The following is a 26,837-nucleotide window of genomic DNA, read 5'->3' as shown; positions in this document are numbered from 1 at the left end:
GCGGTGTCTCATGAAGATTTCTGCGGGCGAGAGCATCTATTGAACGCTCAATACGGTGTCTCACGAGGTTTTCAGGGAACGAGAGCATACATTGACGATTCACCAAAATATTAATATTAGTCCAAGAGTCCAATAGCTGTGGGGAGTGTACGACATGGCATAGCGAAGAAACTAAGAAGCACAAAAAGGGCTGCCACAATTAAATTTACCAATTTGTGGTAGCCCTTCTGCCTATCTCTTTCCTTATTCTACTTTCAGTTCGGTTAAAAAGCATCTACTTGTACTGTAATGCCATACGCGCATTTTTTCAGATTTCATAAAAAGCACATTTATGGTGCCACAAAACACTTCTATTATGATTCTGCGACGATTTTTGGTGTAACAGCTTTGACGACTTTACGATCATCTACTCGGACGATATCTGCACCGAGCGCTGACAGTTTTTCTACAAAATCAACATAGCCGCGATCAAGATGCTTCAGTTCTGTTACTCGTGTGTAGTTTTCGGCAGCGAGACCTGCTAAAATTAAAGCTGCTGCTGCACGAAGATCTGTTGCCGCTACTTCTGCTCCTTGGAGCTTACTTGGTCCTTCGATAATGACACTACGGCCTTCTATTTTCATTTGTGCGTTCATGCGTCTGAATTCTTCTACGTGCATAAAACGATTTTCAAATACGGTTTCGGTAATGACACTTGTTCCCTCTGCACAGAGCATTAATGCCATCATCTGTGATTGCATATCTGTTGGAAATCCTGGATATGGCAATGTCTTGATATCTGTTGCCTTAAGTTGGCCTGTACCGATGACTTGGATGCCATTATCTTTTTCATGAACTGTGACACCCATTTCGCGAAGCTTTGCGATAACTGGACGCAAGTGTTCACTCATTGCATTCTCAACAAAAACATTTCCTCCAGTGATTGCCGCTGCAACCATAAACGTACCGGCTTCGATACGATCAGGAATAACGGTATGTTCAGCACCGTGTAGTTCTTCTACACCATCAATGCGTATCGTTTCGGTTCCAGCTCCAACAATTTTGGCACCCATTTTATTGAGGAAATTTGCCAGGTCAATGATTTCTGGCTCTTTCGCACAGTTTTCAATAATGGTTTGACCTTCAGCCAATGCGGCTGCCATAATAATATTTTCTGTTGCACCAACGCTCGGCATGTCTAAATATATTTTAGCTCCTTTAAGTCGCCCATCAACTTTAGCTTCGACATAGCCGTTTCCAACATGGATTTCGGCACCCATTGCTTCAAAGCCTTTTAAATGCAAGTCAATTGGACGTGAGCCAATGGCACAACCTCCAGGCATTGCCACTTTTGCATGACCATAGCGTGACAATAATGGTCCGAGCACAAGGACAGATGCACGCATTTGTCGGACATATTCGAACGGCGCTTCTGTAAGCAACCGTTTTGATGCATCTACGGTTACCGTATTATTTTCAAATGTAACATCTGCATGTAAATTACGTAAAACCTCATTTATTGTATATACATCAGCTAATACAGGAACCCCATGAATGATACTTGTTCCTTTACTAGGTAGTAAGCTTGCTGCAAGTACAGGTAGTACTGCGTTTTTTGCCCCTTCTACTTTGACGGTACCATTTAATACTTTTCCGCCTTTTACAATGATTTTTTCCATATGTCAAGTCTCCTTCAGATCCAGTTTCACTATAATCATATTCAAATTTAAAGTTAGGTGTTCCAATGACACTTATTCATTTATTTCAGTTTTTTTAGCTTACCCGTACAATCGAATTTAAAACGCTGTAGAACAGCATTTTTCGACACTGATTTAAGTCTTTTTTTTATTAGAAAAGTGGTAGCCTTTTAATCATATGTAATTAAAATAAACATTTGCTAAACAGAATTTAGTTTATTCCATATAAAAAAGCAATCACGTCTCATTATAGCATTACTTAAGGTTGTCAGACAAGCTAATTTGCTTTGTTTGAACATTTGTAAACAATCGTTAAAATAAATGTCATAATTCATATCATATACCATAATTGTCTACAATTTCTATACAAAAATGGTTTCATTTTAGTTACAACTGAATGAAGTAAATACATATGTTTAAAATAAATAAATCAGATCTCCTGACCAATGTAAAAACTCTAAAAAGAAGCGACTTACTGCAGTACCAATCGCTATGGCGATAAATAAGAGGAAAATTCGTGCTTCAAAGACACGTCCTTTACGAACGAGCGGATCAAATTTAACTGCTTGCATAACCCGCCACGTTATTAATATAAATAATAAATGTGATACCATACTCATGATTGCTGTTTGACCGATTGAAAACATTATTATTTCTCCTATCCTTTAGTAATAACATAATTGTACTTTGCCATTACTCGATGCATTTGTCAAAGAATGTGTTAAGGAATGCTTGTCAAAAGAAGATGAAGGAATAATTAATAACCGTCGATGATTTATATGTATTAAATTATTTTGTCGATATTTCCCGGGTAATATTACATTTTAAATTATTTATTTCCGACAAATAATGTCATGAATTTAAGAATAATAGATTTTATATGTATTATTAAAATAAAAGAACTCCCGCATTAAGCGAGAGTCCTGTTATTATTTTTGAGCTACTCGTAATCTGTTCATCGCTCGTTTGAGTGATAATTCAGCCCTTTGGAAATCAACATGGTCTTGTTTGGACTGAAGGCGGTCTTCGGCACGCTTTTTTGCTCTTTCAGCACGAACAACATCAATATCTGCTGCTTTCTCTGCTGATTGAGCAAGGATTGTAACTTTATCTGGGCGCACTTCGAGAAAGCCACCATTTACTGCGACGAATTCGGTATCGTTGCCACTTTTTAGACGGACTTCGCCTATATCGAGTGGTGTCACTAATGGTATATGCTGTGGTAGTATACCGATTTCACCATTTTCAGCTTTACAGACAACCATTTCAAAATTGTCTTCCAAAACTGGGCCATCAGGAGTAACAACACTCACTTCTAGTGTTTTCAATGAAACCCCTCCTTAGACAGGCAAGAGTCCAGAAAGATGATACAACATCTTTCTGGGGCAGTCATCGGTTCCCATCATGGGCCAATAATTAGCCTTTCCGCCCTATATCAAAACTTATTGTTCCATTTGCTTTGCTTTTTCTACAACTTCTTCAATACGACCAACGAGACGGAATGCATCTTCTGGTAAGTGGTCATATTTACCTTCAAGAATTTCTTTGAATCCTTGAACGGTTTCTTTAACCGGTACATAAGATCCTGGCTGACCAGTAAACTGTTCAGCAACATGGAAATTCTGAGATAAGAAGAACTGAATTCGACGTGCACGTGCAACCGTTAATTTATCTTCATCAGATAATTCGTCCATACCAAGGATGGCAATAATATCTTGAAGCTCACGATAACGTTGTAGTGTACGTTGAACAGCTGTTGCGACTTCATAGTGCTCTTCACCAACAATTTCAGGGTCTAATGCACGTGAGCTAGACTCAAGTGGATCAACCGCTGGATAAATACCTTGCTCAGAAAGTTTACGATCAAGGTTTGTTGTTGCGTCTAAGTGTGCGAAAGTTGTTGCTGGAGCTGGGTCCGTATAGTCATCCGCTGGTACATAAATCGCTTGGATTGATGTAACAGAACCTTTGTTTGTAGATGTAATACGTTCTTGCAATTGACCCATCTCTGTTGCAAGTGTTGGCTGATAACCAACCGCAGAAGGCATACGGCCGAGTAGAGCTGATACCTCTGAACCTGCCTGTGTGAAACGGAAGATGTTATCAATAAATAAGAGCACGTCTTGGCCTTCTTCATCACGGAAATACTCAGCCATTGTTAGACCTGTTAGGGCAACACGCATACGTGCACCAGGTGGTTCGTTCATTTGACCGAAAACCATCGCTGTTTTTTCGATAACACCGGAATCCTTCATTTCAAAATAAAGGTCGTTTCCTTCACGTGTACGCTCTCCAACACCAGCGAATACAGAGATACCACCGTGTTCTTGAGCAATGTTGTTAATTAATTCCTGAATAAGAACGGTTTTACCAACACCCGCACCACCGAATAGTCCGATCTTTCCACCTTTAATATATGGTGCTAATAAGTCAACAACTTTAATTCCTGTTTCAAGAATAGTTGTTTCAGTTGTTAACTCTTCAAATTTTGGTGATTCACGGTGAATTGGGTCTTTTCTTGTATCTGCTGGTAATGGTTCATCAAGGTCAATATTTTCACCTAATACGTTAAAAATTCGACCTAATGTCACATCACCAACAGGAACAGAAATTGGGCTACCAGCGTCTGTTACCGGCATACCACGCTTAACTCCATCAGTGGATGCCATAGCAATGGTGCGGACAGTATTATCTCCAAGGTGAAGTGCGACTTCAAGAGTTAGTGTCCTTTTATCTTCACCTTCGTTATTTGAATCAAAGTGGACAGTCAATGCATTATAAATTTCAGGTAGCTTATCGTCGTCAAATTTGACGTCAACGACAGGCCCCATGACTTGAGTAACATGTCCTTTACTCATCCATTTCCCTCCTAACGAACTTAGAACTATCGATTATGGAGTTATTCTAATGCTGCTACTCCACCGATAATTTCGGTAATTTCTTGTGTAATTCCTGCTTGGCGTGCGCGGTTATATGCTAATGTTAAATCACCAATAAGCTCTTCAGCATTATCTGTAGCATTCTTCATCGCTGTCATACGCGCAGCATGTTCACTCGCTTTACCATCTAATAGTGCCCCATAAATAAGACTTTCTGCGTATTGAGGTAAAAGCGTTTTTAAAATTTCTTCTTCACTTGGTTCATATTCGTATTGACTTTCTACTGAACTCGTTTCGCCTGCTTCCATTTCTGTGACTGGAAGCAATGTTTTTGTTGTTACCACTTGTGAAATAGCACTCACATAATGGTTATAGAAAATAACTAACTCATCAATCTCTTCGTCTGTATACATCTGTACTGTTTCAGACGCGAGTTTTTTAATATCTGCAAAATTCGGTTGATCGGCTAATCCAAGAATGCTTTTTACAACTGGTAAATCACGTTTTGCACAGAACTCATAGCCAACACGACCGATTGCAATGATTGCATATTCATCTTTTGATGTGTGACGCTTTTCAACGGTTTGATGAAAAGCTCTCAAGATATTACTATTGTATGCACCTGCTAATCCACGATCTGATGTCACAATGACATAACCAGTCTTTTTCACATCACGTTTTTGTAACATTGGATGTGTTGCATCTGTGTTAGCAGCAATATGTGCAACAACTTCTTGAAGCTTCTCGCTATATGGAACGAATGAACGCGCATTTTCTTCTGCTTTACTCATTTTTGAAGCAGAAACCATTTCCATCGCTTTTGTTATATGCTGCGTTTTTTCAGTCGAATCAATCCGTTGTTTAATGTCTCTTAAAGATGCCAAGCTGTTCACCATCCTTCCTAACAGAAGTCTGTTCACCGTAACGGTTTAGTTGAAGGAAAGTAAAAGCTGCTTTCCTTCATAGACCGTTCGATTATTTATCTTAACTGACGTGCATTATTTTTCAGACGGCAAGAAAGTTTTCTTAAATGATTCTACTGCATCATTTAAATCTTTCTTATCTGGTAATTGGCCTGTCTCACGGATGCTAGCGAGTAATTCTTCGCGATTGTGTGCAAGCCATGTGTTAAATTCTGCTTCAAAACGTAGAATATCGTCAACTGGAATATCGTCTAAGAAACCATTTGTTAATGCATAGATGATCATGACTTGGTTCTCGACGGCTAATGGTTTATGCAAGCCTTGTTTTAGAACTTCAACTGTTCTTGCTCCACGATTCAATTTCGCTTGTGTTGCTTTATCAAGGTCTGAACCGAACTGAGCGAATGCTTCAAGCTCACGGTATGCGGCTAAGTCAAGTCGCAATGTACCAGCAACTTTCTTCATCGCTTTAATCTGCGCATCTCCACCAACACGGGACACAGATAATCCAGCGTTAATCGCAGGACGTACACCTGAGAAGAATAAGTCAGATTGTAAGAAAATCTGTCCGTCAGTAATGGAAATAACGTTTGTTGGAATATAAGCAGAGATATCTCCGGCTTGTGTTTCAACAAATGGTAAGGCTGTTAAAGAACCGCCGCCTTTAGCATCACTTAACTTCGCAGCACGTTCAAGTAAACGTGAGTGTAAGTAGAAGACATCACCAGGGAAAGCTTCACGACCTGGAGGACGACGTAATAATAGGGAAAGTTCACGGTATGCTGCCGCTTGTTTTGATAAGTCATCATATACAACAAGTACATGTTTACCGTTATACATGAACTCTTCACCCATTGAAACACCCGCATATGGTGCGAGATATAATAATGGTGCTGGGTCAGATGCAGATGCACTTACAACAATTGTGTAATCAAGTGCACCATAACGGCGTAATGTTTCGACTGTACCACGAACAGTTGAATCTTTCTGACCAATAGCGACATAAATACAGATCATGTCTTGGTCTTTCTGGTTTAAAATTGTGTCAACTGCGACCGTTGTTTTTCCTGTTTGACGGTCACCGATAATTAATTCACGTTGTCCACGACCGATTGGAACAAGGGCGTCAATCGCTTTAATCCCTGTTTGTAATGGTTCATGAACAGATTTACGATCCATAACTCCTGGTGCTGGAGATTCGATTGGGCGTGTTTTTGTTGTTTCAATTGGTCCACGACCATCGATCGGTTGACCGAGTGGGTTAACGACTCGTCCTAATAACTCCTCTCCAACAGGTACTTGCATAATACGGCCTGTCCGACGAACTTCATCGCCTTCTTTAATTTCTGTGTATGGCCCAAGAATAACGATACCGACGTTAGATTCTTCAAGGTTTTGTGCCATACCCATTGTGCCGTTAGAAAATTCAACAAGCTCACCGGCCATGACATCATCTAGACCGTAAGCACGCGCGATTCCGTCACCAACTTCGATAACTGTTCCGACATCGCTTACTTCAATATTTGAATCGAAATTTTCGATTTGTTGCTTGATTAACGTACTAATTTCTTCAGCATTGATGCTCATACCATTTCACCCCTATCTTCAATTGTTCTGAGTTGCAAATTGGCGCTCAAGTCGCTCTAATTTGCCACTTACTGAACCGTCTATAATTGTATTGCCAACGCGGACTTTTAAGCCGCCAATAATCGTTGGGTCGACAATATTATTAATTTTCACTTCTTGTTTTTGAAAACGTTTTGCGATTGCCTGTGCCATGCTTTGAAGTTCGGCATCAGTTAGTTGACGAACCGAATAGACATGTGCAACTGCGACTCCTTTTGCATCATTAACGAGTTGTTCTAAACGTTCAACCATATGTCCAATGATGGCGACACGTTTTCTTTCAACAAGTAACTTCATTGTGTGAATAACATGCGAATCCATCCCTTGGAACACTGTTTCAACAAGTTGTTGCTTCTTTTCTCGAGAAATTTGTGGGTGTTCCAATACAAGTCGGAATGATTGATTTGTTATTAAAACTTCTTTTACAGTACGGAATTGATCAACTAATTGATCTAATATATTTTTTTCAGTCCCAAATTGAAAGAGAGCATCTGCATATCGATTAGCAACTACAGCTTCACTCATCGCTCTTCTCCTACCTCTTTAATATATTCATTGATCAATTGTTCCTGATCCTGTGCACTGATTTCCTTCTCAATCACTTTGCTAGCAATAAGAACGGATAATGAGGCAACTTGGTCTTGTAAGGCTTGAATTGCTTTTTCCTTCTCATTTTGAATATCTGCTTCAGCAGCTTCTTTGAGACGGCTTGCTTCTTGTCGTGCAACCTCGATAATCTTCTGCTCTTCTTGTTTTGCCGTATTGCGAGCTTCGTCAACAATCTTTTGTGCTTCTTCTTTCATTTGTCTTAATTGGGCTGCTGCTTCTTTCGAGGCAGTTTCTGCTTCACGTCGGCTTTTTTCAGCCATTTCAATTTCGTTTTTAACATATTCTTCACGTTTCTCCATTGTTTCCATTAATGGACCCCATGCAAACTTTTTAAGTAAAGCAATTAAGATAATGAAGAATATGAGCGTGAAAATCATGTCACCTGCTCTAAGGCCTCCGACAGCTCCCAATGTCAAAAAGTCACTGTAAAAATGCACAGAATTCACTCCTTTCAATATCTAACATACGATCTTTCGATTAAGATATTTAAATGAATCATCTGAATTGTAGTCGTACATAAAGTAATGGCGAAGATTCATTCGGAAACGAACCCCGCCATATAAATTTTTAAGTAAAACGAATATTATCGGCCTTGTACCATGAATGCAATAACTACAGCCATGATAGGAATAGCCTCAACTAGTGCGATCGCCATTAACATTGTAATTGTTAACGGTCCACGTAATTCTGGTTGACGTGCAATCCCTTCAACTGTTCTTCCACCAACTAATCCAATACCAAGTCCTGCTCCTAATGCTGCTAAACCAATAGCAATTGCTGCTGCTAAAGCTCCCATTCTAAAGTTCCTCCTTTTATATTTACATAAAATTTTTTATTTTACATTAAGAAAAATGTTATTTCTTAAAGTTAAAACACAGATTTTAAAAAAGGTTTCGTAAATCAAACGATTCTTAGTGACTTGCTTCCACTTTGTGTGAGATATAAAGCATCGTTAACATTGTGAAAATAAACGCCTGAATTCCGGCAATAAATAAACTGTATCCTGACCAAATGAGCATTGGTATACCAGCCGCTAAAGCTCCACCAATACTTTTCGCTCCGATCCCAATAATAAGTGCTGTTAACATTCCACCAGCAAACATGTTACCAAACAAACGTAAACCAAGTGTTAACGTGTTCGTAAACTCTTCAATGACTTTAAACGGAAACATAAAGAAGACAGGTTCAAAAAATTTCTTACCATACTCTTTACCACCCCGAAGTTTAATGCCATAGAAATGAGATAACAAGACAACCATCATGGCTAGTGCTAACGTGACACCAGCATCTGCTGTTGGAGAACCCCACCAGGAGTAGTCATCAACAATGACGACTGTTACCATCCCAATCACGTTACTAAATAAGATGAATAAAAAGAGCGTTAGACCAAGTGGTAGGAAGGTTTTTCCGGTTTTCCAATCCATCGTGTCACCGATTAATCCTTTAATGAAGTCAACGTACCATTCCATGATATTTTGTGCGCCAGTTGGTTTCATTTTTAAATTTCTCGTTGCTGCGACACAAAGAATGAAAATGATAATTGAAACAAGGGTAATCATTAACACATTTGATAGGTTAAAGGAAAGCCAGGAAATACCAAACACATTCTCTACGATTGGTGCTTTTGTTTCCACATTCATCACCTCTTTTCAGGCAAAATTATAGCTTGAGAGAAGAATATTTTCATATTCAGGGGATTATCTCGAACGACTCTCTTCCTTAAGGTGATGGACAGCAAGATCTATGAAGATTATGACATATGCTGTACATAGTCCGATCGCAACACCGATAATATGAAAATGCTCTTCAAAGCGAAGTGCGATTAACGCAGCTAATGCAGCCCCTCCTAATCGGATAAACGTCCCCGTACCAGCTCTCTTCCCTTGATGGATAATCATAGCACCGAAGCGTTCCATATTTCGATGGAGTAACCATAAATGATAGAAACTAAACGCGGTACCTAATACGAGTCCACTGAAAAATCTGGGGTAAGGACTGAAACCAGCCCCTAGTACAATGACAGCTAAGAGGTAGAGCATCCATTTTCGTTGTCGTATGACCATCTTTCTATATTCCGTCATATTACTCTACTCCTCAATTATTCATCGGTAGCTACATAGTTGTTACTTCAATTAAATACAAACTGCTGATTTATCTTCATTAAAGAAGACTGTTATCGCATGCTATCACGAAACCTTCAGCGTTCCACACTAAGCAAGTTTACATTAGGGAAACCTCGTTGTCAATTAGTATCCTACAATTATCGTGATTTTTTTAACAAGGGGTTAAAACCCTGTCAAATCGCTCTATGTATGGTTATTTTCCTTATCTTTTTTATGGAAAAATTGTAGAAAATGAGAGGTTAATGTAAACATTTGTTAGCTAGCTTAATTCAAGCAAAATCAAAATCTATGATAAAGCACCTACACTCCATTATAATATTTATCCTTCGCGCTAATTGTAACATTTTTGTGAACGTTTTTGTTGAAATTAGCCAAGTTTCCCCATAATATCAGAAAATTCATTGTGGATATCGCTTCTCACCATCAGTTTAACCTGCTAAGGTGTGATGTAAACCTCTGTTTCGCTGTTCTCATATGTTCCATCAGCCAAACGAAGCGTGATTAATGCACGATATAAACCAGGTTCCTGAATCTGTCGACGGTTAATTTGCCCTTCATGAATCCCTTGTTTAACTGGATTAATTGTTAATAGATGCTGTTTATATAACAAACTATCTGCCTCATATAATGTAATATCAATTTGTTCAATCTCCTCTGCCGTGACATATAGCCGATAGACAAATGTTTCAGGGTCAAATGGTTTCAGTGTAAATTCAAAACCACTTGTCTTCGGATAATCAGCTGTTTTATGGATAAAGGTGTACGGAAGATGATATATTTCCTCTCCTTCATGAAGCTGTAAAAAGCCTTCATGGATTCCTTCCGCAGCGAGCATGGATTGAATATCTAACTCTAATGTCACATGTTTTTTTTCTCTTCCTTGCAGAGTGAAAGTACGTGGGAGTTGCCATCGTATCCCTCGTTCTTTTTCCGGGATGTTAAATGAATAGGTTTGTGGTTGGTTGGTCATATTTTCAATCGTTATCGTTTGTTGTTTACGAAAAGTCGGGCTATCTGTTTTCCCAAAAGTTAGATAAGGATTATGAATAATCGTCTTGGCATTTATAGCTTGTTCAATTTGTGCAAGTCCCGTTCCTTGTAAGCTTGGCTTTAAAAATTGTTTATGGTGTGATGTTAGTGGTCTAGCATTTGAAAGTAGAGCATGTTGAATTTGTTCATTTGTCCAGTTCGGATGTGCTTGCTTCATCAATGCGAGAAGACCGGCGATATATGGTGCAGCCATGCTTGTTCCATCAAAAGCTGCATATCCACCTGGTACCGTACTGATAATATCCTTTCCCGGTGCGACGATATTTGGTTTAATCCCCCAACTAACCGTCACAGGTCCACGGGAACTAAATGATGTCATTTGCTCGGCATATGACTGATATTTCGTTTCTAGCCATGTATATTCGGTTGCGATGTTTTCCTTTAGCCAATGACCCATTTGCTGTGATAGTGCTGCAACTGGAATGTTGATTCGCTTCTCTCCTTGTAAGGAGCCGCGAAACTGTCCTGATTCATTGTTATAAAAGAGCACTGCAACCGCACCGTTTTGTTCTGCTTCTCTCGCTAATTCATAAAAGGGGCGCTCCCCTCTTGGAATGAGAGCTATTTTCCCGTGAAGTGACGTTTTTTCTTGTAAGGTTGTGTAGACAACAGGGTAAGCTTTGGTTAAATCCCATGGGACAGAACTTAAAAGTAAATGAAGTGGGATTGTTGTTTCTTCTTTCCAATGGTAGAGATAAGAAATTTGTGTAGCTGGTTGATAGGCTCCGACAGCTATCGCTTTTGAAGCTGTCGCTGGTGCACCAACTGTCCACTGTTGTGGTCCACTGTTGCCATTAGCAATAACAACGAGCTTCCCTAACTCAACCGCTTTATTGACAGCTTGACTCGTTGGATAATCTGGACCATTCACTGTATTACCTAATGACAAATTAATAATATCGACATCATCTTTGACAGCATGTTCAATCGCTGCAATGACTTGAATCGATGTGCCAACCCCTCCTGGGCCAAGTGCTCGGTACGCATATAGTTCTACCTCTGGTGCCACGCCTTTTATGTAACCATTGGCACCGATAATGCCAGCAACATGTGTCCCATGTGATGTCGGCATCCCTTCAGATACTTTCGTTTCCATAGGATCTGAATCTAAATCAACGAGATCATAACCACCTTTATAATTAGTTTGTAAATCAGGATGTTCATAATCAACCCCTGTATCTATGACCGCGACTTTTATTCCCTTTCCCGTGTATGATGTGTGATTCTTCATGTTGTCTTCATTTGTAAATACAGGATTTTCTTTCACATCCGGGGACAACTGATATGTCTTCACCGGGTGAATACTATGAACAAAATCAAGCTCACCAATAGCTTGAAGTTTATCGGGGCGTCCTTTTAAAGCAAGCCCATTAAAAATTTGCTCATAAACATGGACGACTTCAATCGCTGGATAGTATGTTTCGATATACTCTTTATGTTCACTCGGTTCGCCATTCGTTTCTATTATAATTGCTTGTTCTTCATTTTGTATTGGTTGCTCACTCTTGTCATTTGGAATATTTAATATGGTTCCTAATACAAATATAATCGGAATAAGACGAAACATGTCAACCGCTCCTTTTAAAATAACTTGTATATGACTGCTTGTTATAGTGTTTGAAAAAAAAGGTAAAACATACGAAAAGCTATTTGAGGTTTCTATGGTATACAAGTCGGCGATTAGGCACGGAGTTATAGAGCGTCGAACATCTCCATTAGATAAAAGCAAAAAAATTTTAAACAACAAAAAAGAGCGTCCAATTGTCATATAAAGACAAATTGGACAGCTCCATAAAGCATTATTATTTTGTACCAAACAAGCGGTCTCCAGCATCACCAAGACCTGGAACAATATAGGCTTCTTCATTTAACCCTTCGTCTAATGCAGCTAGATAGATGTCAACATCTGGATGCTCTTCTTGGATTTTCTTGACACCTTCTGGAGCACCGACGATGCACATAAGACGGATCTGCTTTGCTCCACGTTTTTTCAAGGAGTGAATCGCATCAGCTGCGGAGCCACCTGTAGCAAGCATCGGATCAATAACGATTAATTCGCGTTCTGATATATCAGATGGTAGTTTTATGTAATATTCTACTGGTTCTAATGTTTTCGGATCGCGATATAAGCCGACATGACCTACTTTAGCGGCTGGTATAAGGCGAACCATACCATCAACCATGCCAAGACCTGCACGTAAAATTGGAATGAGACCAATTTTTTTACCAGCTAGTACTTTTGCTTTTGCTGTTTTGACTGGTGTTTCAACTGTCGTTTCGGCGAGAGGCAGGTTTCTTGTAATTTCAAAAGCCATAAGCATGGCAACCTCATTGACAAGTTCACGAAAATCCTTTGTGCCGGTATTTTTATCTCTAATATACGTTAATTTATGTTGTATTAACGGATGATCAAGTACGTGTAATGTTCCCATATGCGTTGCACTCCTTTTTGTTTTTTTACATCCCTTAAATTTTACAGAAAAACTCACTTAGATTCAAGTGGACTCCCTTTTTTAGTGTTAGTAGGAATTGCCATTGAATCTTTAAATGAATCCTTTTGCACACGGACTGTATGGATCAAATCGGATTGGAGCCTCAATATGTTCGGTGGATCCAAGGTTTGATCGTCAATCATAAAATGCTATTATTATCAACCCATGAAGCCAAATCCTTTTCCAATATCATTCCAGATGGAAAAAACAGGTGAAGAGAATCCACTTATTCTCCACCTGTTTCGATTATTAAGCATATAATGGGAATTTATCTGTTAATGCTTTTACACGAGCTTTTGCTTCTTCTAAAACCGCTTCGTTTTCATAATTTTTAAGAGCAAGCGCCATAATTGATGCAATCTCTTTCATTTCTTCTTCTTTAAAGCCACGCGTTGTAACAGCTGGCGTTCCAATACGGACACCGCTAGTGACAAATGGGCTTTCTGTATCAAATGGAATGGTATTTTTATTCGTAGTAATACCGACTTCATCAAGCACTTCTTCTGCTACTTTTCCAGTTAAATTCAGTGGTGTAACATCCAATAATAAAAGATGGTTGTCGGTACCACCAGATACGATGCGAATGCCTTCTTCAACAAGGGCTTCACCGAGAACTTTAGCGTTTTTAATAATTTGTTTAGAGTATGCTTTGAACTCATCAGATAGTGCTTCTTTAAATGATGTCGCTTTTGCAGCAATAACATGCATTAATGGGCCACCTTGCATCCCTGGAAATACGGTTTTATCAATTTGTTTAGCGTATTTCTCTTTACATAATATCATACCACCACGTGGGCCACGTAATGTTTTATGCGTTGTTGTTGTAACAAAATCAGCATATTTTACAGGGTTTTGATGAAGTCCAGATGCGACTAATCCAGCAATATGAGCCATATCAACTAAAAGATAAGCACCGACTTCATCCGCGATTTCACGGAATTTAGCAAAATCAATTTGACGTGGATAAGCACTTGCTCCAGCAACAATTAATTTCGGTTTGACTTCTTTTGCCTTCGCTAAAATAGCATCATAATCAAGTTGTTCTGTTTCTTTATCGACACCATAATCAACGAAATTGTACAGTTTTCCACTGAAGTTAACTGGGCTTCCGTGTGTCAAATGACCGCCATGACTTAAGTTCATCCCAAGGACCGTATCGCCTTGTTCTAAAACTGTGAAATAAACAGCCATATTTGCTTGAGCACCTGAGTGTGGTTGAACGTTAACATGTTCAGCATCAAACAGCTGTTTAGCACGATCTCTTGCTAAGTTCTCTGCAATATCAACGTATTCACAACCACCGTAGTAACGGCGACCTGGATAACCTTCTGCATATTTATTCGTTAAGACAGAACCCATCGCTTCCATCACTGATTCAGAGACAAAGTTTTCTGATGCGATTAATTCAATATTCTCCTGTTGGCGTTTCTTTTCTAATTGAATGGCTTCGTATAATTCGATATCTGTTTGCTTTACGTGTTCCATCATTGTTCCTCCCTGTCGGATGTATGTATAATAAAAAATCGTGCTTTTTTTCTTAGGTCATTCATAGCATGCACGGACACCACCAATTAGTTTCGGTCGTGTTTTAGCGATATTCACCCGTGCTTTACCAAGTGTTTGTTGCTTAAAGCGAACTGGGACAGCCACTCGCTTTAAATGCATCCCGATTAGTGTGTCACCGATATCCATAGCGGCATGTGCTTCGACCGTCTCAACGACTACGGGATCTTTAAAATGTTTATAAGCATAAGCAGCCATCGCACCGCCCGCATCACGTGTCGGTATAACGGTAACTTGTTCAAGATTGTACACATGCATTGTTTCTTTCTCAACGACAAGTGCGCGGTTTAAATGCTCACAACATTGAAAAATGAGTTGGACGCCAGTCTTTTCTTGTAATGTTTGCATTGCCTTAAAAATCTCTTCCGCAATCGCTTCACTACCTGCTGTACCAATTTTTTCACCGGCTACTTCACTCGTAGAGCAGCCGATAACGAGTAAATCGTCTTTCTTTAAAATGCCACTCTCTTCCCACTCATGAACAATGTTTTCCAATTCATTTTGCAACTGTTCCATAACCAATCACCTGCTTTTAAAATGGATTACTGTCCTTCTTCATAGGCTGAGATTTTACCAACACGACGTTCGTGACGACCACCTTCAAATTCGGTTTCAATCCATGTTTTAGCAATTTCGCGGGCCAATGCCGGACCAATGACACGCTCTCCCATTGCTAAAATGTTGGAATCATTATGTTGACGTGTTGCTTTAGCTGAGTACACATCATGAACAAGTGCACAACGAATGCCTTTTACTTTATTAGCTGAGATTGACATACCTATTCCGGTTCCACAAATTAAAATGCCACGGTCAAACTCTCCATTTGCAACTCTTTCGGCAGCAGGGAGGGCATAATCCGGATAGTCTACAGATGTTTTACAGCTACAACCGATGTCTTCATATTCAATATTCATTTCATCTAGCAAGCTTTTCACTTCATTACGAAGTGTCATACCAGCGTGATCACCTGAAATAATAACCTTCACGATTTTCACTCCTTTTCTTTTAAGGCTAAAATAAATATTCTGTTCAATAACACGTTTCATTTTTATTATAGGCTATTCTAGCATACAATTTCCAATCAAAAAAATAAAAATCTGGAAAGGTCTATTTCCTTTCCAGATAAAGGGCTTACACAGTAAATTGTTGAATTTGTTTTTTTAAATTTTCGGCTTGTATCTCAAGTTCATTAGCTAGTTCTTCTACTTCATCAATTGTTGTTGCTTGTTCATGAACAGCAGCATTTACTTCCTCTGTTCCTGCTGTCGTTTGTTCTGCAATGGCGGCTACTTCTTCAGATTGTGAAGCCGTTGCTTGAATCGCTTCTAGTTGTTCATCAACAAGCTCTGAAATACGTGTGATATCGCCAGCCATTTCTCCGACAGAACGAGACATGTCAGCTATCTTTTCGTTGGCATGTATACCTTTTGTAGCTTCTTCAGTTGTTGCCGTGACTTGTTCATTCATTTGTTTAACAACATGATTGATATCTATCTGGATAGCCTGAATGAGATTTGAAATACGATGTGCGGCTTGTGCACTTTGATCAGCGAGCTTGCGAATTTCTTCAGCTACTACCGCAAAGCCTTTTCCATGTTCACCGGCTCTAGCCGCTTCAATCGATGCATTTAACGCTAAAAGATTTGTCTGTTCAGCAATTTCACCAACCATCGTAATAATCGATTCAACTTGATAGGCATGATCTTTTAATTGGTCAACATCTTTGAGAGCGGCTTCTTGGCTTGTTGCCAAGTTTTGTGTACCGGTAATGAGGTGGTTCACCGCTGCCATACTACTTTCCAAAATATCTAACATAATGACAGATTTTTCTTGAGATGATGCGGCTTGTTCTTGTACTTGTTGTGCTAGTGTTGTCGCATGTTCAATCGCTTCAACTGTTTGTTGAATGGCTTCTGAAGATGTGATCGCACCTGTTGAAATATCATCTGTCGATTGACTAATCATATTTGAGCTCATACTTACTTGATCGGATGCTTGTTTCATTTGAATGACTGTCTGGTTCGTCTGCTTAAAATTATCATCAATATTATGTACCATTTCACGTAAGTTATTTAACATCGCTTCAAAAGCAAGGCTTAATGCACGGATTTCATCATCTGACTTGGGAATATGTACGGACTGCTTTAAATTACCATTAGCTGCTTCTGTGGCAACTTCTTCTAAATCTTCCAATGGTTTTGTAATAAAACGCCCCGCTACATAAGCTAAAATACCTGACCAGATAATTCCGAGTAGTAATGTAATAATAGTAAATAATTCAAATGACATATGAAACCATTGCCATTTATTAACGATCAGTTCATACACATAATACAAGAAAAAAGCACTTGTCGAATACGTAATGATCGCTAAAATAGTCGTAAACAACATGAGTTTTACACGTAGACTAAACCGGTATGTTTTTTTACTTTTCATAAGCATCCCCTGTTTGTATTTTTTGTACGAGTAAATCAATCTGTTCTTCTAATTCTTCTAGTGTCGCTTGGTAGACAGATAAATGGCCTCCGAAGGGATCTGAAATATCATAGCTAATTAGATTTTGTTCAAGTTCTCTAATTTCGTGTAATTCTTTTTGCAGCAATTGAGCAAGATTCTGTTCAAGAACATGATAATCTAATTTATGTTCATTTTCCTTAATATACTTTGAACGTTTCAATTCAAATTGAGCATATGTTTGCTTTAATTGATCCCATATCTCTTTATCGGCTTGTGAAACATATTCTTTAAGTGTGTAGTATTTTTCTTGAAAATTCGGATACTGCATGATTAATGTTTGTTTATGTCCGGTTGTCATAGCTAATACAAGATCTGCCCATTGTAATAAACGTGGTGTCACGGGTTGAGAGTAATGTTTTGATTCAATTTGTCGTTCTTCGAGGGCTTTAATTGCATTTGTACTAATTCGTTCACCTTGATTGGCAAAAACACCGGCAGATTTTACGTCAACATCAGGGAGTTTAGTTTTTAATAGTGCTTCCGCCATCGGACTGCGACATGTATTACCGGTACATACGAATAATATCTTCATTTTCACACCTCAATATGATTCTAAAGTCTTATGATTAATATACCATATTATTCGTTGAACTGCTGATGAGATTTATCGGGTCATGAGTGAGCTAAATATGATAGTGAGCCCAAAAATCATTAAAATACTACCACCTAATAACTCACTATAGGTTGAGAGCATGCCGCTTATTTTTCTACCTATGAGAAGACCAAGTAAAGTGAGAAAACTACTTACGAAGCCAAATAAGAGTATCATTATAAAGGAGTGAATGCCTGACATGCCAAAGCTTAACCCAACTGAAAAACTATCAATACTAACAGATAAGGCTAACAGGATAAAGCCAAATCCAGCTAGTTGAAAGGCTTTCCTCTCATAAGACGAAAATGCGCCTATAAACATATGTATTCCGATACCAAATAATAATAAGCCACTTAGAATAGTTGTTACATGTCCGATATTGTTTAACAGGGCTTGCCCTAATACAATTCCAATGGCTGGTAAAATCATATGACAAGTACCAATTAATATTGATAATAGGAGTGCTGTTTTGAGCCGTATGTTTTGAATGCCAAGAATAAGGCTAATAGAAAAAGCGTCCATCCCAAGTGCAATAGCGATGAACAAGAATGAACCAATCTCTGATAACAGATTGACAGGCACAAGAAAACCCCCTTCAGATATGCTTGTACACTATATGTCTGAATAAGGGGGTTTATGATTAGGGCGAGATGATTTTGTGTGCTGCTTTTTTTAGCCGATTCATGATTGCTTGCCCGATTCCAGTTTCTGGGACTGTCTGACAGATGATAATGTCTGTATCCTCCCTTTTAAAGGAGCGTAGTGCGTCATATAAATGTTTGGCGATATCTTGTAAGCTAGTCCCAAGTGGGTAATATTGATCGACCTGAATCTTATCGATATCGTCATTTTTAATTAATACGGCAACTCGATGTCCTTCTTGTTGGGCTTGGGCTACGATTTCATTTAATTTTTCAATCGGACCGTCAATTAGCAAGAGAGGAACTTCTGGTGTATAGTGTTTATATTTCATTCCGGGTGCTTTTGGTTTACTCTGTTTATCTTTAAGGGCGGGATCGACGTTGACAGGACCGACAACTTGCTCAAGCTCTTCCTGTGAAATACCACCCGGTCTTAAAATGACCGGTATATCCTGTGTACAATCAACCACAGTTGATTCAACGCCCACACCAGTCAATCCACCATCAACAATACCTGCAATTTTACCATTTAAATCATCCCAGACGTGTTTAGCTGTTGTTGGACTCGGTTTTCCTGATAAATTAGCACTTGGTGCTGCAACCGGCACATTAGCTTCTTGCAATAACTGTAAAGCTACCGGATGATCAGGTATCCGTACACCGACCGTATCGAGTCCTGCTGTCACATTGATTGCACATGTATCATTGCTCGGTAAAATATACGTAATCGGACCTGGTGAAAATACATCAATTAATTTATCCACATACGGTTTATAGTTATCCACAATATCCACAAGTTGTTTTTTTGTCGCGACATGGGCGATGAGCGGATTATCTTGTGGCCGTCCTTTTGCTTGGAAAATTTTCCTGACGGCATGTTCATTTGTTGCATCAGCACCTAGTCCATAGACAGTTTCAGTTGGAAATGCGACTGTATGGCCTTCTATTAATAATTGTGCCGCCTCTCGGATTGCTTCAATCTGTTGTTCATCATCTTCCGTTACATGCCAATAAATTGTCTTCATCATATCTGTTACCTCTTTTCTCTATTCTATTTTAGAAGAAACGAGTAAATTTCGCTATTTTTTTAACAATTTATTGGTCATCAACATGTTATGCACAGTTTTTGATTGAGTTGTCCACAGTTATAGCTGTTTTTGTGGAAAAACTCAATGGATAAACATGTTTTTTACAATTTATTAACATGAAATAAACGTTTTACACAGGTTGTTCACATGTGTTTGTGGATATTGTGAATAAGTCTGGAAATTCTGTTAAGAAATTGTGCAATAATGCCACCATTTCCCAGACTGCTTTTGAATGTTTTCAAGTGCAGATGGTATATCACGCGTTTTTTCAAAATATAAGGCATCTAAAATGATATCTAATAGGACTTGATGACTGTGAATATATAGTTTCCTTCCATTTAACTCTCGCGTCATCATGATAATTGTTTCAAGTAAGATTGGTAGATTTCGTGTCATTTCTGGATGAATAAATAACTGTTTTAGCCAATAGTCTTCATCTGAAACTTGTGTTAAAATAAAACATCCTTTAATACAATCGTTTGTTTGAATGACATAACCCTCTTTAATTAAATGACCTTTATCCAAGGATGTAGCTGTTTTGATAAAAGATTCTAGTAAAGGGCCTTGAACAGTATGGGCTTTTGCTAGTTTCATCAGACTCTCTCCTTTCATATTACTTAAACATATGATAGAAGAAATGTGTTTATGCTATTCAAATAGATTAACTAGCCAATCCAAAAGGAAGAATTTGACTTCAACTTCTTCATCTTCTGTCTCCGCTTCATCTAAAGGCTCTGTTGCTGCTTCAACTTCAGTAGCAAAATCAAGAAAACAAAGCGGCGGAAATAAGACACACCACCAATTTTTACCTTCCCCAGAGCCAAGAGTAATAAGCACTGCTTCATACTCACCAGCAGGATAATGTATGTTACCATATGTTTTATCGGGAAATAAGACCTTTTCCTGGTAAGAAACTTGAAAATCATATGTGACATTGTATTGTCTTAAAGTGTTTTCTATTGTTTGCTCAATGGCATCTATATTATTAGAAATGAGTTGTCTTGCTGCTTCAAGATCAGTTAAATGTTCAACCCAAGTTGAAATTTGCTCGTTAACTTCATCACGAATATGCAATTTTATTTCTTGGTCAAATGGTGTATCACTATTAGCCAATATCCTTAAACGAATCGCTTCATCTGGAATGATTAATGGTTCTGACGGATTCCCTTCACCTACGCCAGGGTGGCTAAATATTAAAAAGACAATAATAAAGACAAAAAATACTAGTTTATTTCGCATCATCTTGGACCCCTTTAAAATTGATTTGTTTACATTATGGGCAAGAGATGAATCTTTTAAACTAGTATTTTTAAATAATTTATGATTAATGGAAGACTCTCACTTCAAACTCTTTAGTGCGTTAAGTGGTGAGTCGTTCAAAGTTGGGCATGGATGATTCGGTCTTTTCCGTTTATATCTTGATGGACAGATACTTGTGCGATTGGAAATGATTGGCGGATAATCTTAGCGACGGCTTCGCCTTGATTATAGCCGATTTCAAAAAATAATTGCTTTGGATGATTGTTTAATTTGGTTATTTGGTGAACAATTGTTTCGTATGCTTTTAAGCCGTCGTGATCAGCAAATAATGCTAAAGCGGGATCAAAGTCTTTTACCGTGTCTGATAAATATGATGCATCTTTTCGGGCGATATAGGGTGGATTTGAAACGATAACATCCGGACAGATATCTTGATCAATTATCGGTTGTAAAAAATCCCCCTGATAAAAATGAATAGTTGCTTCTAATGATGCAGCATTTCTTTGAGCGATTTCGAGTGCTTTGTCTGATAAATCAGTAGCAAAGATTTGATGTGGCGACTCTAATGCGAGTGTTATCGCAATGACACCACTTCCCGTACCGAGATCAACAATCGTTAGCGATTCTTCAGTTTGTGTTTTTTTCAGAACGCATTGTACAAGTTCTTCTGTTTCCATACGGGGAATGAGAACATCTTTTGTCACATGAAATTCCCGTCCGTAAAAAAAAGTCTTTCCGATGATATGCTGGACTGGGATACCCGTTTTCGCATGTCGATAGATGGCCTGTTTATATTTCTCGAAGATTGCTACGGGAATTATGTCTCGCATATTCGCTAGGAATTGGGCACGTGATATATTTAAATAATGTTGTAATAAGATCTCTGCTACATATGGTTCGCGCTGATGTTCTTTTAAAAAAAGAGAAGCCCATTTGAGGACTTCATATTGTTTAGCATTGTTTTTCATACATTCCACCGTTTTCGTTATATCATTTACTTCCTATTTCTTCAAGACGTTTCGTTTGGTCCTCAACAAGTAATGCTTCGATAATTTCATCTAATTTTCCTTCTAAAATTTGCTCGAGCTTTTGTAATGTTAAGCCGATGCGATGATCTGTGACACGGCTTTGTGGAAAATTATACGTCCGAATCCGCTCTGAACGGTCACCGGTTCCAACGGCTGATTTACGTGTTTCGTCATACTCAGCTTGTGCTTCTTGCTGGAATTTATCGTATACACGTGCGCGGAGAACTTTCATTGCTTTTTCTTTGTTTTTAATTTGTGATTTTTCGTCTTGACAGGAGACGACAATCCCTGTTGGAGTATGTGTTAATCGAACAGCAGACATCGTCGTGTTAACACTTTGGCCACCTGGTCCACTTGATGCGAAAGTGTCGACTCGGATATCCTTTTCATGAATATCAACTTCGACATCTTCCGCTTCTGGTAAAACAGCAACCGTCGCTGTTGATGTATGGATTCGTCCGCCAGATTCTGTTTCTGGAACACGTTGGACACGGTGTGCACCATTTTCATATTTTAGCTTGGAATAAGCGCCTTTCCCATGGATCATGAAAATGATTTCTTTATAACCGCCAACTCCTGTCGAATGGGATTCAATCACTTCCGTTTTCCAACCTTGGCTTTCGGCGAAGCGTGAATACATCCGGTATAAATCACCAGCAAATAATGCTGCTTCATCCCCACCAGCAGCGCCACGAATTTCCATGATGACGTTTTTGTCATCGTTCGGGTCTTTTGGTAAGAGGAGAATCTTCAGCTGTTCTGCTAATTGTGTTTCTTGTTCGGATAATTCTTCTACTTCCATTTTAACCATTTCTTGCATTTCTTCGTCAAGATCGTCCTCTATCATTGATTTAGCATCTTTCAATTCTTCAATGACCGTTTTGTACTGACGATACACTTGGACAACCTCTTGAAGATCGGATTGTTCCTTTGAATATTCACGAAGCTTATTTGGATTATTGATGACTTCTGGGTCACTTAATTTTTCATTTAATGTATGATAACGGTCTTCAATCGACTGTAATCGTTCTAACATGTTTTGTTCACCTCACTATGCTTAACAGTATAATTATAGTATATCCAATAGCGTCTGGTCAAAGTCGGAATGGCGTTTCTTAAGAAATTGTGCTTTTTTGAAATAAATAAGATGCCATTCCTATGATGATTAATTTTAACGCTAGCTAATCGGAAGAATCTTGAGGAGATTATATCGTACCGGAGGCTCAATGAAACCTTATTGGATGAACGAGAAGCGAGATTGGATTGCATTAGGGATAAAATGAGCCCTTTTCTGATGAATGAGAAACGAGGTTACGTCGCATTGAACGCGGCAGTCGTGTTATATTCTATGATAACCCTTAGTCATAATTAATTAAAAAAGCCCCGTCGTGTTGGGGCGTGGATTCTAATTATATGTTGTCACAAGTGCGTATTTTATTTTATTCAGGCGTATTCGGGACTTCATGGTGGTGACGGCATCTTGGTTCATATGATTCTGACGCACCAACCATGATGACAGGGTCATGATACGATGCAGGCTTGCCGTCAATTAAGCGCTGTGTACGACTAGCTGGTGAACCGCATACGGGACAGATAGCATTGAGCTTTGTGACCGATTCTGCTAACGCCATCAGTTTTGGCATTTGCCCGAATGGTTCGCCACGGAAATCCGTATCTAAGCCTGCCACGATGACACGAATCCCTCGCTTAGCTAATTGATCAGCGACTTTAGTGATTTTCTCATCAAAAAACTGGGCTTCATCTATACCGACAACATCAATTTCGCTAGTAGCAATGTCAAGAATTTCCATTGATTGGCTAATGGGATATGCCGTAAAAGATGTTCCATTATGAGAAACGATATGCTCCTCCGAATAGCGATCATCAATGGCAGGTTTAAATACGATGACTGATTGCTTTCCATATTTCGCTCGTCGTATACGACGAATCAATTCTTCAGATTTTCCTGAAAACATGCTTCCACAAATCACTTCAACCCAACCATTTTGTTGCATAACGTACATACTGGGTATCTCCTTTCACCAGTTAGCGGACAGTAAACAGATAATACACGTAAAAAAAACAGGCAAGCGACAGTGGGTTTGCCTGTTTTTATTTATTTTGCTTACTTAAGATTATATTTTTTCTTGAAGCGATCAATACGTCCACCGGCTTTATCAGCTTTTTGCTTACCTGTGTAAAACGGGTGTGAAGCTGAGCTGATTTCCACACGAATAAGTGGATACGTATTTCCATCTTCCCACTCAATTGTTTCGTCAGAAGTTTTTGTTGAACCACTCAAGAATTTAAAATCCGAGCTTGTATCAAGAAATACAACTTTTCTATATTCCGGATGAATACCTTTCTTCATGTCTTTCCACTCCTTTTTGCCCTGAATCCTTTGGAAACAGAGTTATTGTAAAGAGCCTCTTTAGGTTCGCACACCTTTTCTAAACTCACGTTAAGATTATACCAATGTGTCGTTCTTAATGCAATAGATAGATTGTAAAAAATATTTTTTAGCAATTGATTATTTCATCTTACGGCGTTTCATCTCTTCTTCCATTCTTTCTAAAAACTCTTCATTGGATTTAGTAGCTTTTAGACGACGAAGGAAACGTTCGAGGAAGTCTTGCGAATCTTGCATCGTTTTACGGATGGCCCACATTTTCTCTAAATGAGACTTGTCAACGAGTAATTCTTCTTTTCTCGTGCCGGAACGTAAAATATCAATCGCAGGGAAAATTCTTCTTTCTGCTAGATGACGATCAAGATGTAGCTCCATATTCCCGGTTCCTTTAAATTCTTCATAAATCACATCATCCATACGTGAGCCTGTATCAACTAAAGCGGTTGCTAAGATAGTAAAGCTACCACCTTCTTCAATATTTCTTGCCGCTCCAAAAAATCGCTTCGGACGGTGGAATGCTGCTGGGTCAATTCCACCTGATAAAGTACGGCCGCTTGGCGGTATGACTAGATTGTATGCACGTGCTAGTCGTGTAATACTATCCATCAGAACAATAACATCTTTTTTATGTTCAACTAATCGCATCGCTCGTTCTAAAACAAGCTCTGATACTTTAATATGGTTCTCTGGTAGTTCGTCAAATGTTGAACTGACGACATCGACATCTGGGTGAACAGATCGTTCAATATCAGTGACTTCTTCCGGGCGTTCGTCTACTAATAGAATAATGAGTTTAGCTTCTGGGTGATTCACAGATATACTATTAGCGATTTGTTTAAGTAAGATTGTCTTGCCAGCTTTTGGTGGTGCAACGATTAAGCCACGTTGACCAAACCCAACTGGTGTCATTAGATCGATAATTCTAGTCGATAATTGATTTGTAGTCGTTTCTAATTGCATAAAACGATTTGGATAAAGTGCTGTTAAAGCAGGAAAGTGAACTCGTTCTTTCGCCGCTTCTGGGTCATCCCCATTAACAGCATCAACATGTAATAAACCAAAATAGCGTTCATTTTCCTTCGGTGGGCGGACTTTTCCGGATACTTTGTCCCCATTTCTTAAATCAAAACGACGAATTTGCGATGCTGATATATAGATATCTTCAGCACTTGGCGAATAATTAATCGGTCGTAAAAATCCAAATCCTTCAGATGGTATTATTTCCAAAATTCCGTCCATAAATGAGTAGCCGTCTTTTTCTGCTTGGGCTTTTAAAATAGCAAAAATAAGTTCCTTCTTTGTTAACTTTGCATAATATGAAATTTTATACTCTCTTGCTAACGTGTAGATTTCTTTCAATGTTAGCTCTTCTAATTGTCCAATTGTTAATGACATTCAATCACCACACCTATAACATTTATTATGACTTACGAATGAGACGGAAATTTGTTTGAAGCTAGAGTTGAAGTTTTTGGTATGTACTCATAGTCGTTACTTTTCTATTTCACATCTTTTCTATATGTAATTATTTTTTGGATTACTCTATTAATTAGAACTGGAGAAGTAGATACGATGTTTGATTTTTGATAGGGATTGTTATCTAGATAACAATCTTAATCTTACTCTGTTTTGATTTGAGAAGCAATATCTTTTTAAAAAATTTTGCGAAAATGTTCTCTTTACTATTATAGTCTAATGAAGGACACATGTCTATGTATCGCTAGAATTGCATAAAAACGATGAACAATAAATGGAAGAGGGCGTATTGAAGATTCAATGCGGTCTCTCGTTGTGTTTTTCTCCGGCGAGAGGCTGTATTGAACATCCAATGCGGTGTCTCGTCCCGTTTTTCTCCGGCGAGAGGCTGTATTGAAGCATCAATGCGGTGTCTCGTCGCGTTTTTCCACTGCGAGAGGCTGTATTGAAGCCTCAACGCGGTGCCTCGTCGCGTTTTTCTCCGGCGAGAGGCTGTATTGAAGTCCCAATGCGGTGTCTCGTTGTGTTTTTCCCCGGCGAGAGGCTGTATTGAAGCATCAATGCGGTGTCTCGTCGCGTTTTTCCACTGCGAGAGGCTGTATTGAAGTCCCAATGCGGTGTCTCGTCGCGTTTCATCCACACGAGAGGCTGTATTGAAGCATCAATGCGGTGTCTCATCCCGTTCTTCCACTGCGAGAGGCTGTATTGAGGCCTCAACTCGGTGTCTCGTCGCGTTTCATCCACACGAGAGGCTGTATTGAAGCCTCAACGCGGTGCCTCGTCGCGTTTTTCCCCCGCGAGAGGCTGTATTGAACATCTAACTCGGTGTCTCGCCATGATCATCTTGGGTGAAAAGTTATATCGGGATTCCAATGTGATGCTTT

General features: G+C 38.9%; 27 protein-coding genes. All 27 read right to left on the bottom strand.

Going from position 1 to position 26,837, the window contains the following annotated elements; genetic code table 11:
• Positions 1-353: 353 nt before the first annotated feature.
• The gene (murA, locus tag VIG73_RS05975; RefSeq protein WP_331639970.1) at positions 354-1,658 is read right to left on the bottom strand and encodes a UDP-N-acetylglucosamine 1-carboxyvinyltransferase; all 1,305 of its coding nucleotides are present in this window, start codon (positions 1,656-1,658) and stop codon (positions 354-356) included.
• 434 nt (positions 1,659-2,092) lie between these two features.
• Positions 2,093-2,323, bottom strand: coding sequence for a DUF1146 family protein (locus VIG73_RS05970; RefSeq protein ID WP_331639968.1), 231 nt, complete (start codon positions 2,321-2,323; stop codon positions 2,093-2,095).
• A gap of 282 nt (positions 2,324-2,605) precedes the next feature.
• Positions 2,606-3,004 carry a F0F1 ATP synthase subunit epsilon gene (locus VIG73_RS05965; RefSeq protein WP_331639966.1) on the bottom strand — a complete coding sequence of 133 codons (399 nt, stop codon included), beginning with the start codon at positions 3,002-3,004 and terminating at the stop codon, positions 2,606-2,608.
• A gap of 114 nt (positions 3,005-3,118) precedes the next feature.
• Complete coding sequence (gene atpD / locus VIG73_RS05960; protein ID WP_331639964.1) at positions 3,119-4,534, bottom strand: F0F1 ATP synthase subunit beta; 1,416 nt, start codon at positions 4,532-4,534, stop codon at positions 3,119-3,121.
• A gap of 41 nt (positions 4,535-4,575) precedes the next feature.
• Positions 4,576-5,439 carry an ATP synthase F1 subunit gamma gene (atpG, locus tag VIG73_RS05955; protein WP_331639962.1) on the bottom strand — a complete coding sequence of 288 codons (864 nt, stop codon included), beginning with the start codon at positions 5,437-5,439 and terminating at the stop codon, positions 4,576-4,578.
• 114 nt (positions 5,440-5,553) lie between these two features.
• Positions 5,554-7,065 carry a F0F1 ATP synthase subunit alpha gene (gene atpA / locus VIG73_RS05950; RefSeq protein ID WP_331639960.1) on the bottom strand — a complete coding sequence of 504 codons (1,512 nt, stop codon included), beginning with the start codon at positions 7,063-7,065 and terminating at the stop codon, positions 5,554-5,556.
• An 18-nt stretch (positions 7,066-7,083) separates the two neighbouring features.
• The gene (locus VIG73_RS05945) at positions 7,084-7,629 is read right to left on the bottom strand and encodes a F0F1 ATP synthase subunit delta (protein ID WP_331639958.1); all 546 of its coding nucleotides are present in this window, start codon (positions 7,627-7,629) and stop codon (positions 7,084-7,086) included.
• Complete coding sequence (atpF, locus tag VIG73_RS05940; RefSeq protein ID WP_331639956.1) at positions 7,626-8,150, bottom strand: F0F1 ATP synthase subunit B; 525 nt, start codon at positions 8,148-8,150, stop codon at positions 7,626-7,628. The genes VIG73_RS05945 and atpF overlap by 4 nt, the downstream gene beginning before the upstream one ends.
• A 146-nt stretch (positions 8,151-8,296) precedes the next feature.
• Positions 8,297-8,509 carry a F0F1 ATP synthase subunit C gene (gene atpE / locus VIG73_RS05935; protein ID WP_331639954.1) on the bottom strand — a complete coding sequence of 71 codons (213 nt, stop codon included), beginning with the start codon at positions 8,507-8,509 and terminating at the stop codon, positions 8,297-8,299.
• A 115-nt stretch (positions 8,510-8,624) separates the two neighbouring features.
• Positions 8,625-9,353 carry a F0F1 ATP synthase subunit A gene (atpB, locus tag VIG73_RS05930; protein WP_331639952.1) on the bottom strand — a complete coding sequence of 243 codons (729 nt, stop codon included), beginning with the start codon at positions 9,351-9,353 and terminating at the stop codon, positions 8,625-8,627.
• A gap of 57 nt (positions 9,354-9,410) precedes the next feature.
• Positions 9,411-9,794 carry an ATP synthase subunit I gene (locus VIG73_RS05925; RefSeq protein WP_331639950.1) on the bottom strand — a complete coding sequence of 128 codons (384 nt, stop codon included), beginning with the start codon at positions 9,792-9,794 and terminating at the stop codon, positions 9,411-9,413.
• A gap of 478 nt (positions 9,795-10,272) precedes the next feature.
• Positions 10,273-12,453, bottom strand: a complete 2,181-nt coding sequence (locus tag VIG73_RS05920) for a S8 family serine peptidase (protein WP_331639948.1) — start codon at positions 12,451-12,453, stop codon at positions 10,273-10,275.
• A gap of 235 nt (positions 12,454-12,688) precedes the next feature.
• The gene (gene upp, locus VIG73_RS05915) at positions 12,689-13,318 is read right to left on the bottom strand and encodes a uracil phosphoribosyltransferase (RefSeq protein WP_331639946.1); all 630 of its coding nucleotides are present in this window, start codon (positions 13,316-13,318) and stop codon (positions 12,689-12,691) included.
• A gap of 309 nt (positions 13,319-13,627) precedes the next feature.
• A complete protein-coding gene (gene glyA, locus VIG73_RS05910) occupies positions 13,628-14,863 on the bottom strand; it encodes a serine hydroxymethyltransferase (RefSeq protein ID WP_331639944.1) in 1,236 nt (411 codons plus the stop codon).
• 57 nt (positions 14,864-14,920) lie between these two features.
• Positions 14,921-15,457 (bottom strand): TIGR01440 family protein, encoded by a 537-nt coding sequence (locus VIG73_RS05905; protein ID WP_331639942.1) that lies wholly within the window; start codon positions 15,455-15,457, stop codon positions 14,921-14,923.
• 26 nt (positions 15,458-15,483) lie between these two features.
• Complete coding sequence (gene rpiB / locus VIG73_RS05900; RefSeq protein WP_331639940.1) at positions 15,484-15,927, bottom strand: ribose 5-phosphate isomerase B; 444 nt, start codon at positions 15,925-15,927, stop codon at positions 15,484-15,486.
• Positions 15,928-16,072: 145 nt separating this feature from the next.
• Positions 16,073-17,377: a methyl-accepting chemotaxis protein gene (locus VIG73_RS05895; protein ID WP_331639938.1), complete on the bottom strand. Its 1,305-nt coding sequence runs from the start codon at positions 17,375-17,377 to the stop codon at positions 16,073-16,075.
• On the bottom strand, positions 17,367-17,990 hold the full coding sequence (locus VIG73_RS05890; protein ID WP_331639936.1) for a low molecular weight protein arginine phosphatase: 624 nt from the start codon (positions 17,988-17,990) through the stop codon (positions 17,367-17,369). The genes VIG73_RS05895 and VIG73_RS05890 overlap by 11 nt, the downstream gene beginning before the upstream one ends.
• 72 nt (positions 17,991-18,062) lie before the next feature.
• On the bottom strand, positions 18,063-18,632 hold the full coding sequence (locus tag VIG73_RS05885; RefSeq protein ID WP_331639934.1) for a manganese efflux pump MntP family protein: 570 nt from the start codon (positions 18,630-18,632) through the stop codon (positions 18,063-18,065).
• 58 nt (positions 18,633-18,690) lie between these two features.
• Positions 18,691-19,716: an L-threonylcarbamoyladenylate synthase gene (locus VIG73_RS05880; protein WP_331640013.1), complete on the bottom strand. Its 1,026-nt coding sequence runs from the start codon at positions 19,714-19,716 to the stop codon at positions 18,691-18,693.
• A 249-nt stretch (positions 19,717-19,965) separates the two neighbouring features.
• Positions 19,966-20,373, bottom strand: a complete 408-nt coding sequence (locus VIG73_RS05875; protein WP_331639932.1) for a hypothetical protein — start codon at positions 20,371-20,373, stop codon at positions 19,966-19,968.
• Between the two features lie 54 nt (positions 20,374-20,427).
• Positions 20,428-21,021, bottom strand: coding sequence for a stage II sporulation protein R (gene spoIIR, locus VIG73_RS05870; RefSeq protein ID WP_414648374.1), 594 nt, complete (start codon positions 21,019-21,021; stop codon positions 20,428-20,430).
• Positions 21,022-21,155: 134 nt separating this feature from the next.
• A complete protein-coding gene (gene prmC / locus VIG73_RS05865; RefSeq protein WP_331639928.1) occupies positions 21,156-22,007 on the bottom strand; it encodes a peptide chain release factor N(5)-glutamine methyltransferase in 852 nt (283 codons plus the stop codon).
• A gap of 22 nt (positions 22,008-22,029) precedes the next feature.
• Positions 22,030-23,103, bottom strand: a complete 1,074-nt coding sequence (gene prfA, locus VIG73_RS05860; protein ID WP_331639926.1) for a peptide chain release factor 1 — start codon at positions 23,101-23,103, stop codon at positions 22,030-22,032.
• Between the two features lie 403 nt (positions 23,104-23,506).
• Positions 23,507-24,091 carry a thymidine kinase gene (locus VIG73_RS05855; protein ID WP_331639924.1) on the bottom strand — a complete coding sequence of 195 codons (585 nt, stop codon included), beginning with the start codon at positions 24,089-24,091 and terminating at the stop codon, positions 23,507-23,509.
• Between the two features lie 101 nt (positions 24,092-24,192).
• Positions 24,193-24,438 carry a type B 50S ribosomal protein L31 gene (locus tag VIG73_RS05850; RefSeq protein WP_146938453.1) on the bottom strand — a complete coding sequence of 82 codons (246 nt, stop codon included), beginning with the start codon at positions 24,436-24,438 and terminating at the stop codon, positions 24,193-24,195.
• Between the two features lie 159 nt (positions 24,439-24,597).
• Positions 24,598-25,872: a transcription termination factor Rho gene (gene rho / locus VIG73_RS05845; RefSeq protein ID WP_331639921.1), complete on the bottom strand. Its 1,275-nt coding sequence runs from the start codon at positions 25,870-25,872 to the stop codon at positions 24,598-24,600.
• Between the last annotated feature and the right edge of the window lie 965 nt (positions 25,873-26,837).

The organism is Cerasibacillus sp. (genome assembly GCF_036516575.1).
GTDB lineage: Bacteria > Bacillota > Bacilli > Bacillales > Amphibacillaceae > Cerasibacillus.
This window is presented reverse-complemented; position numbering and strand designations above follow the sequence as displayed.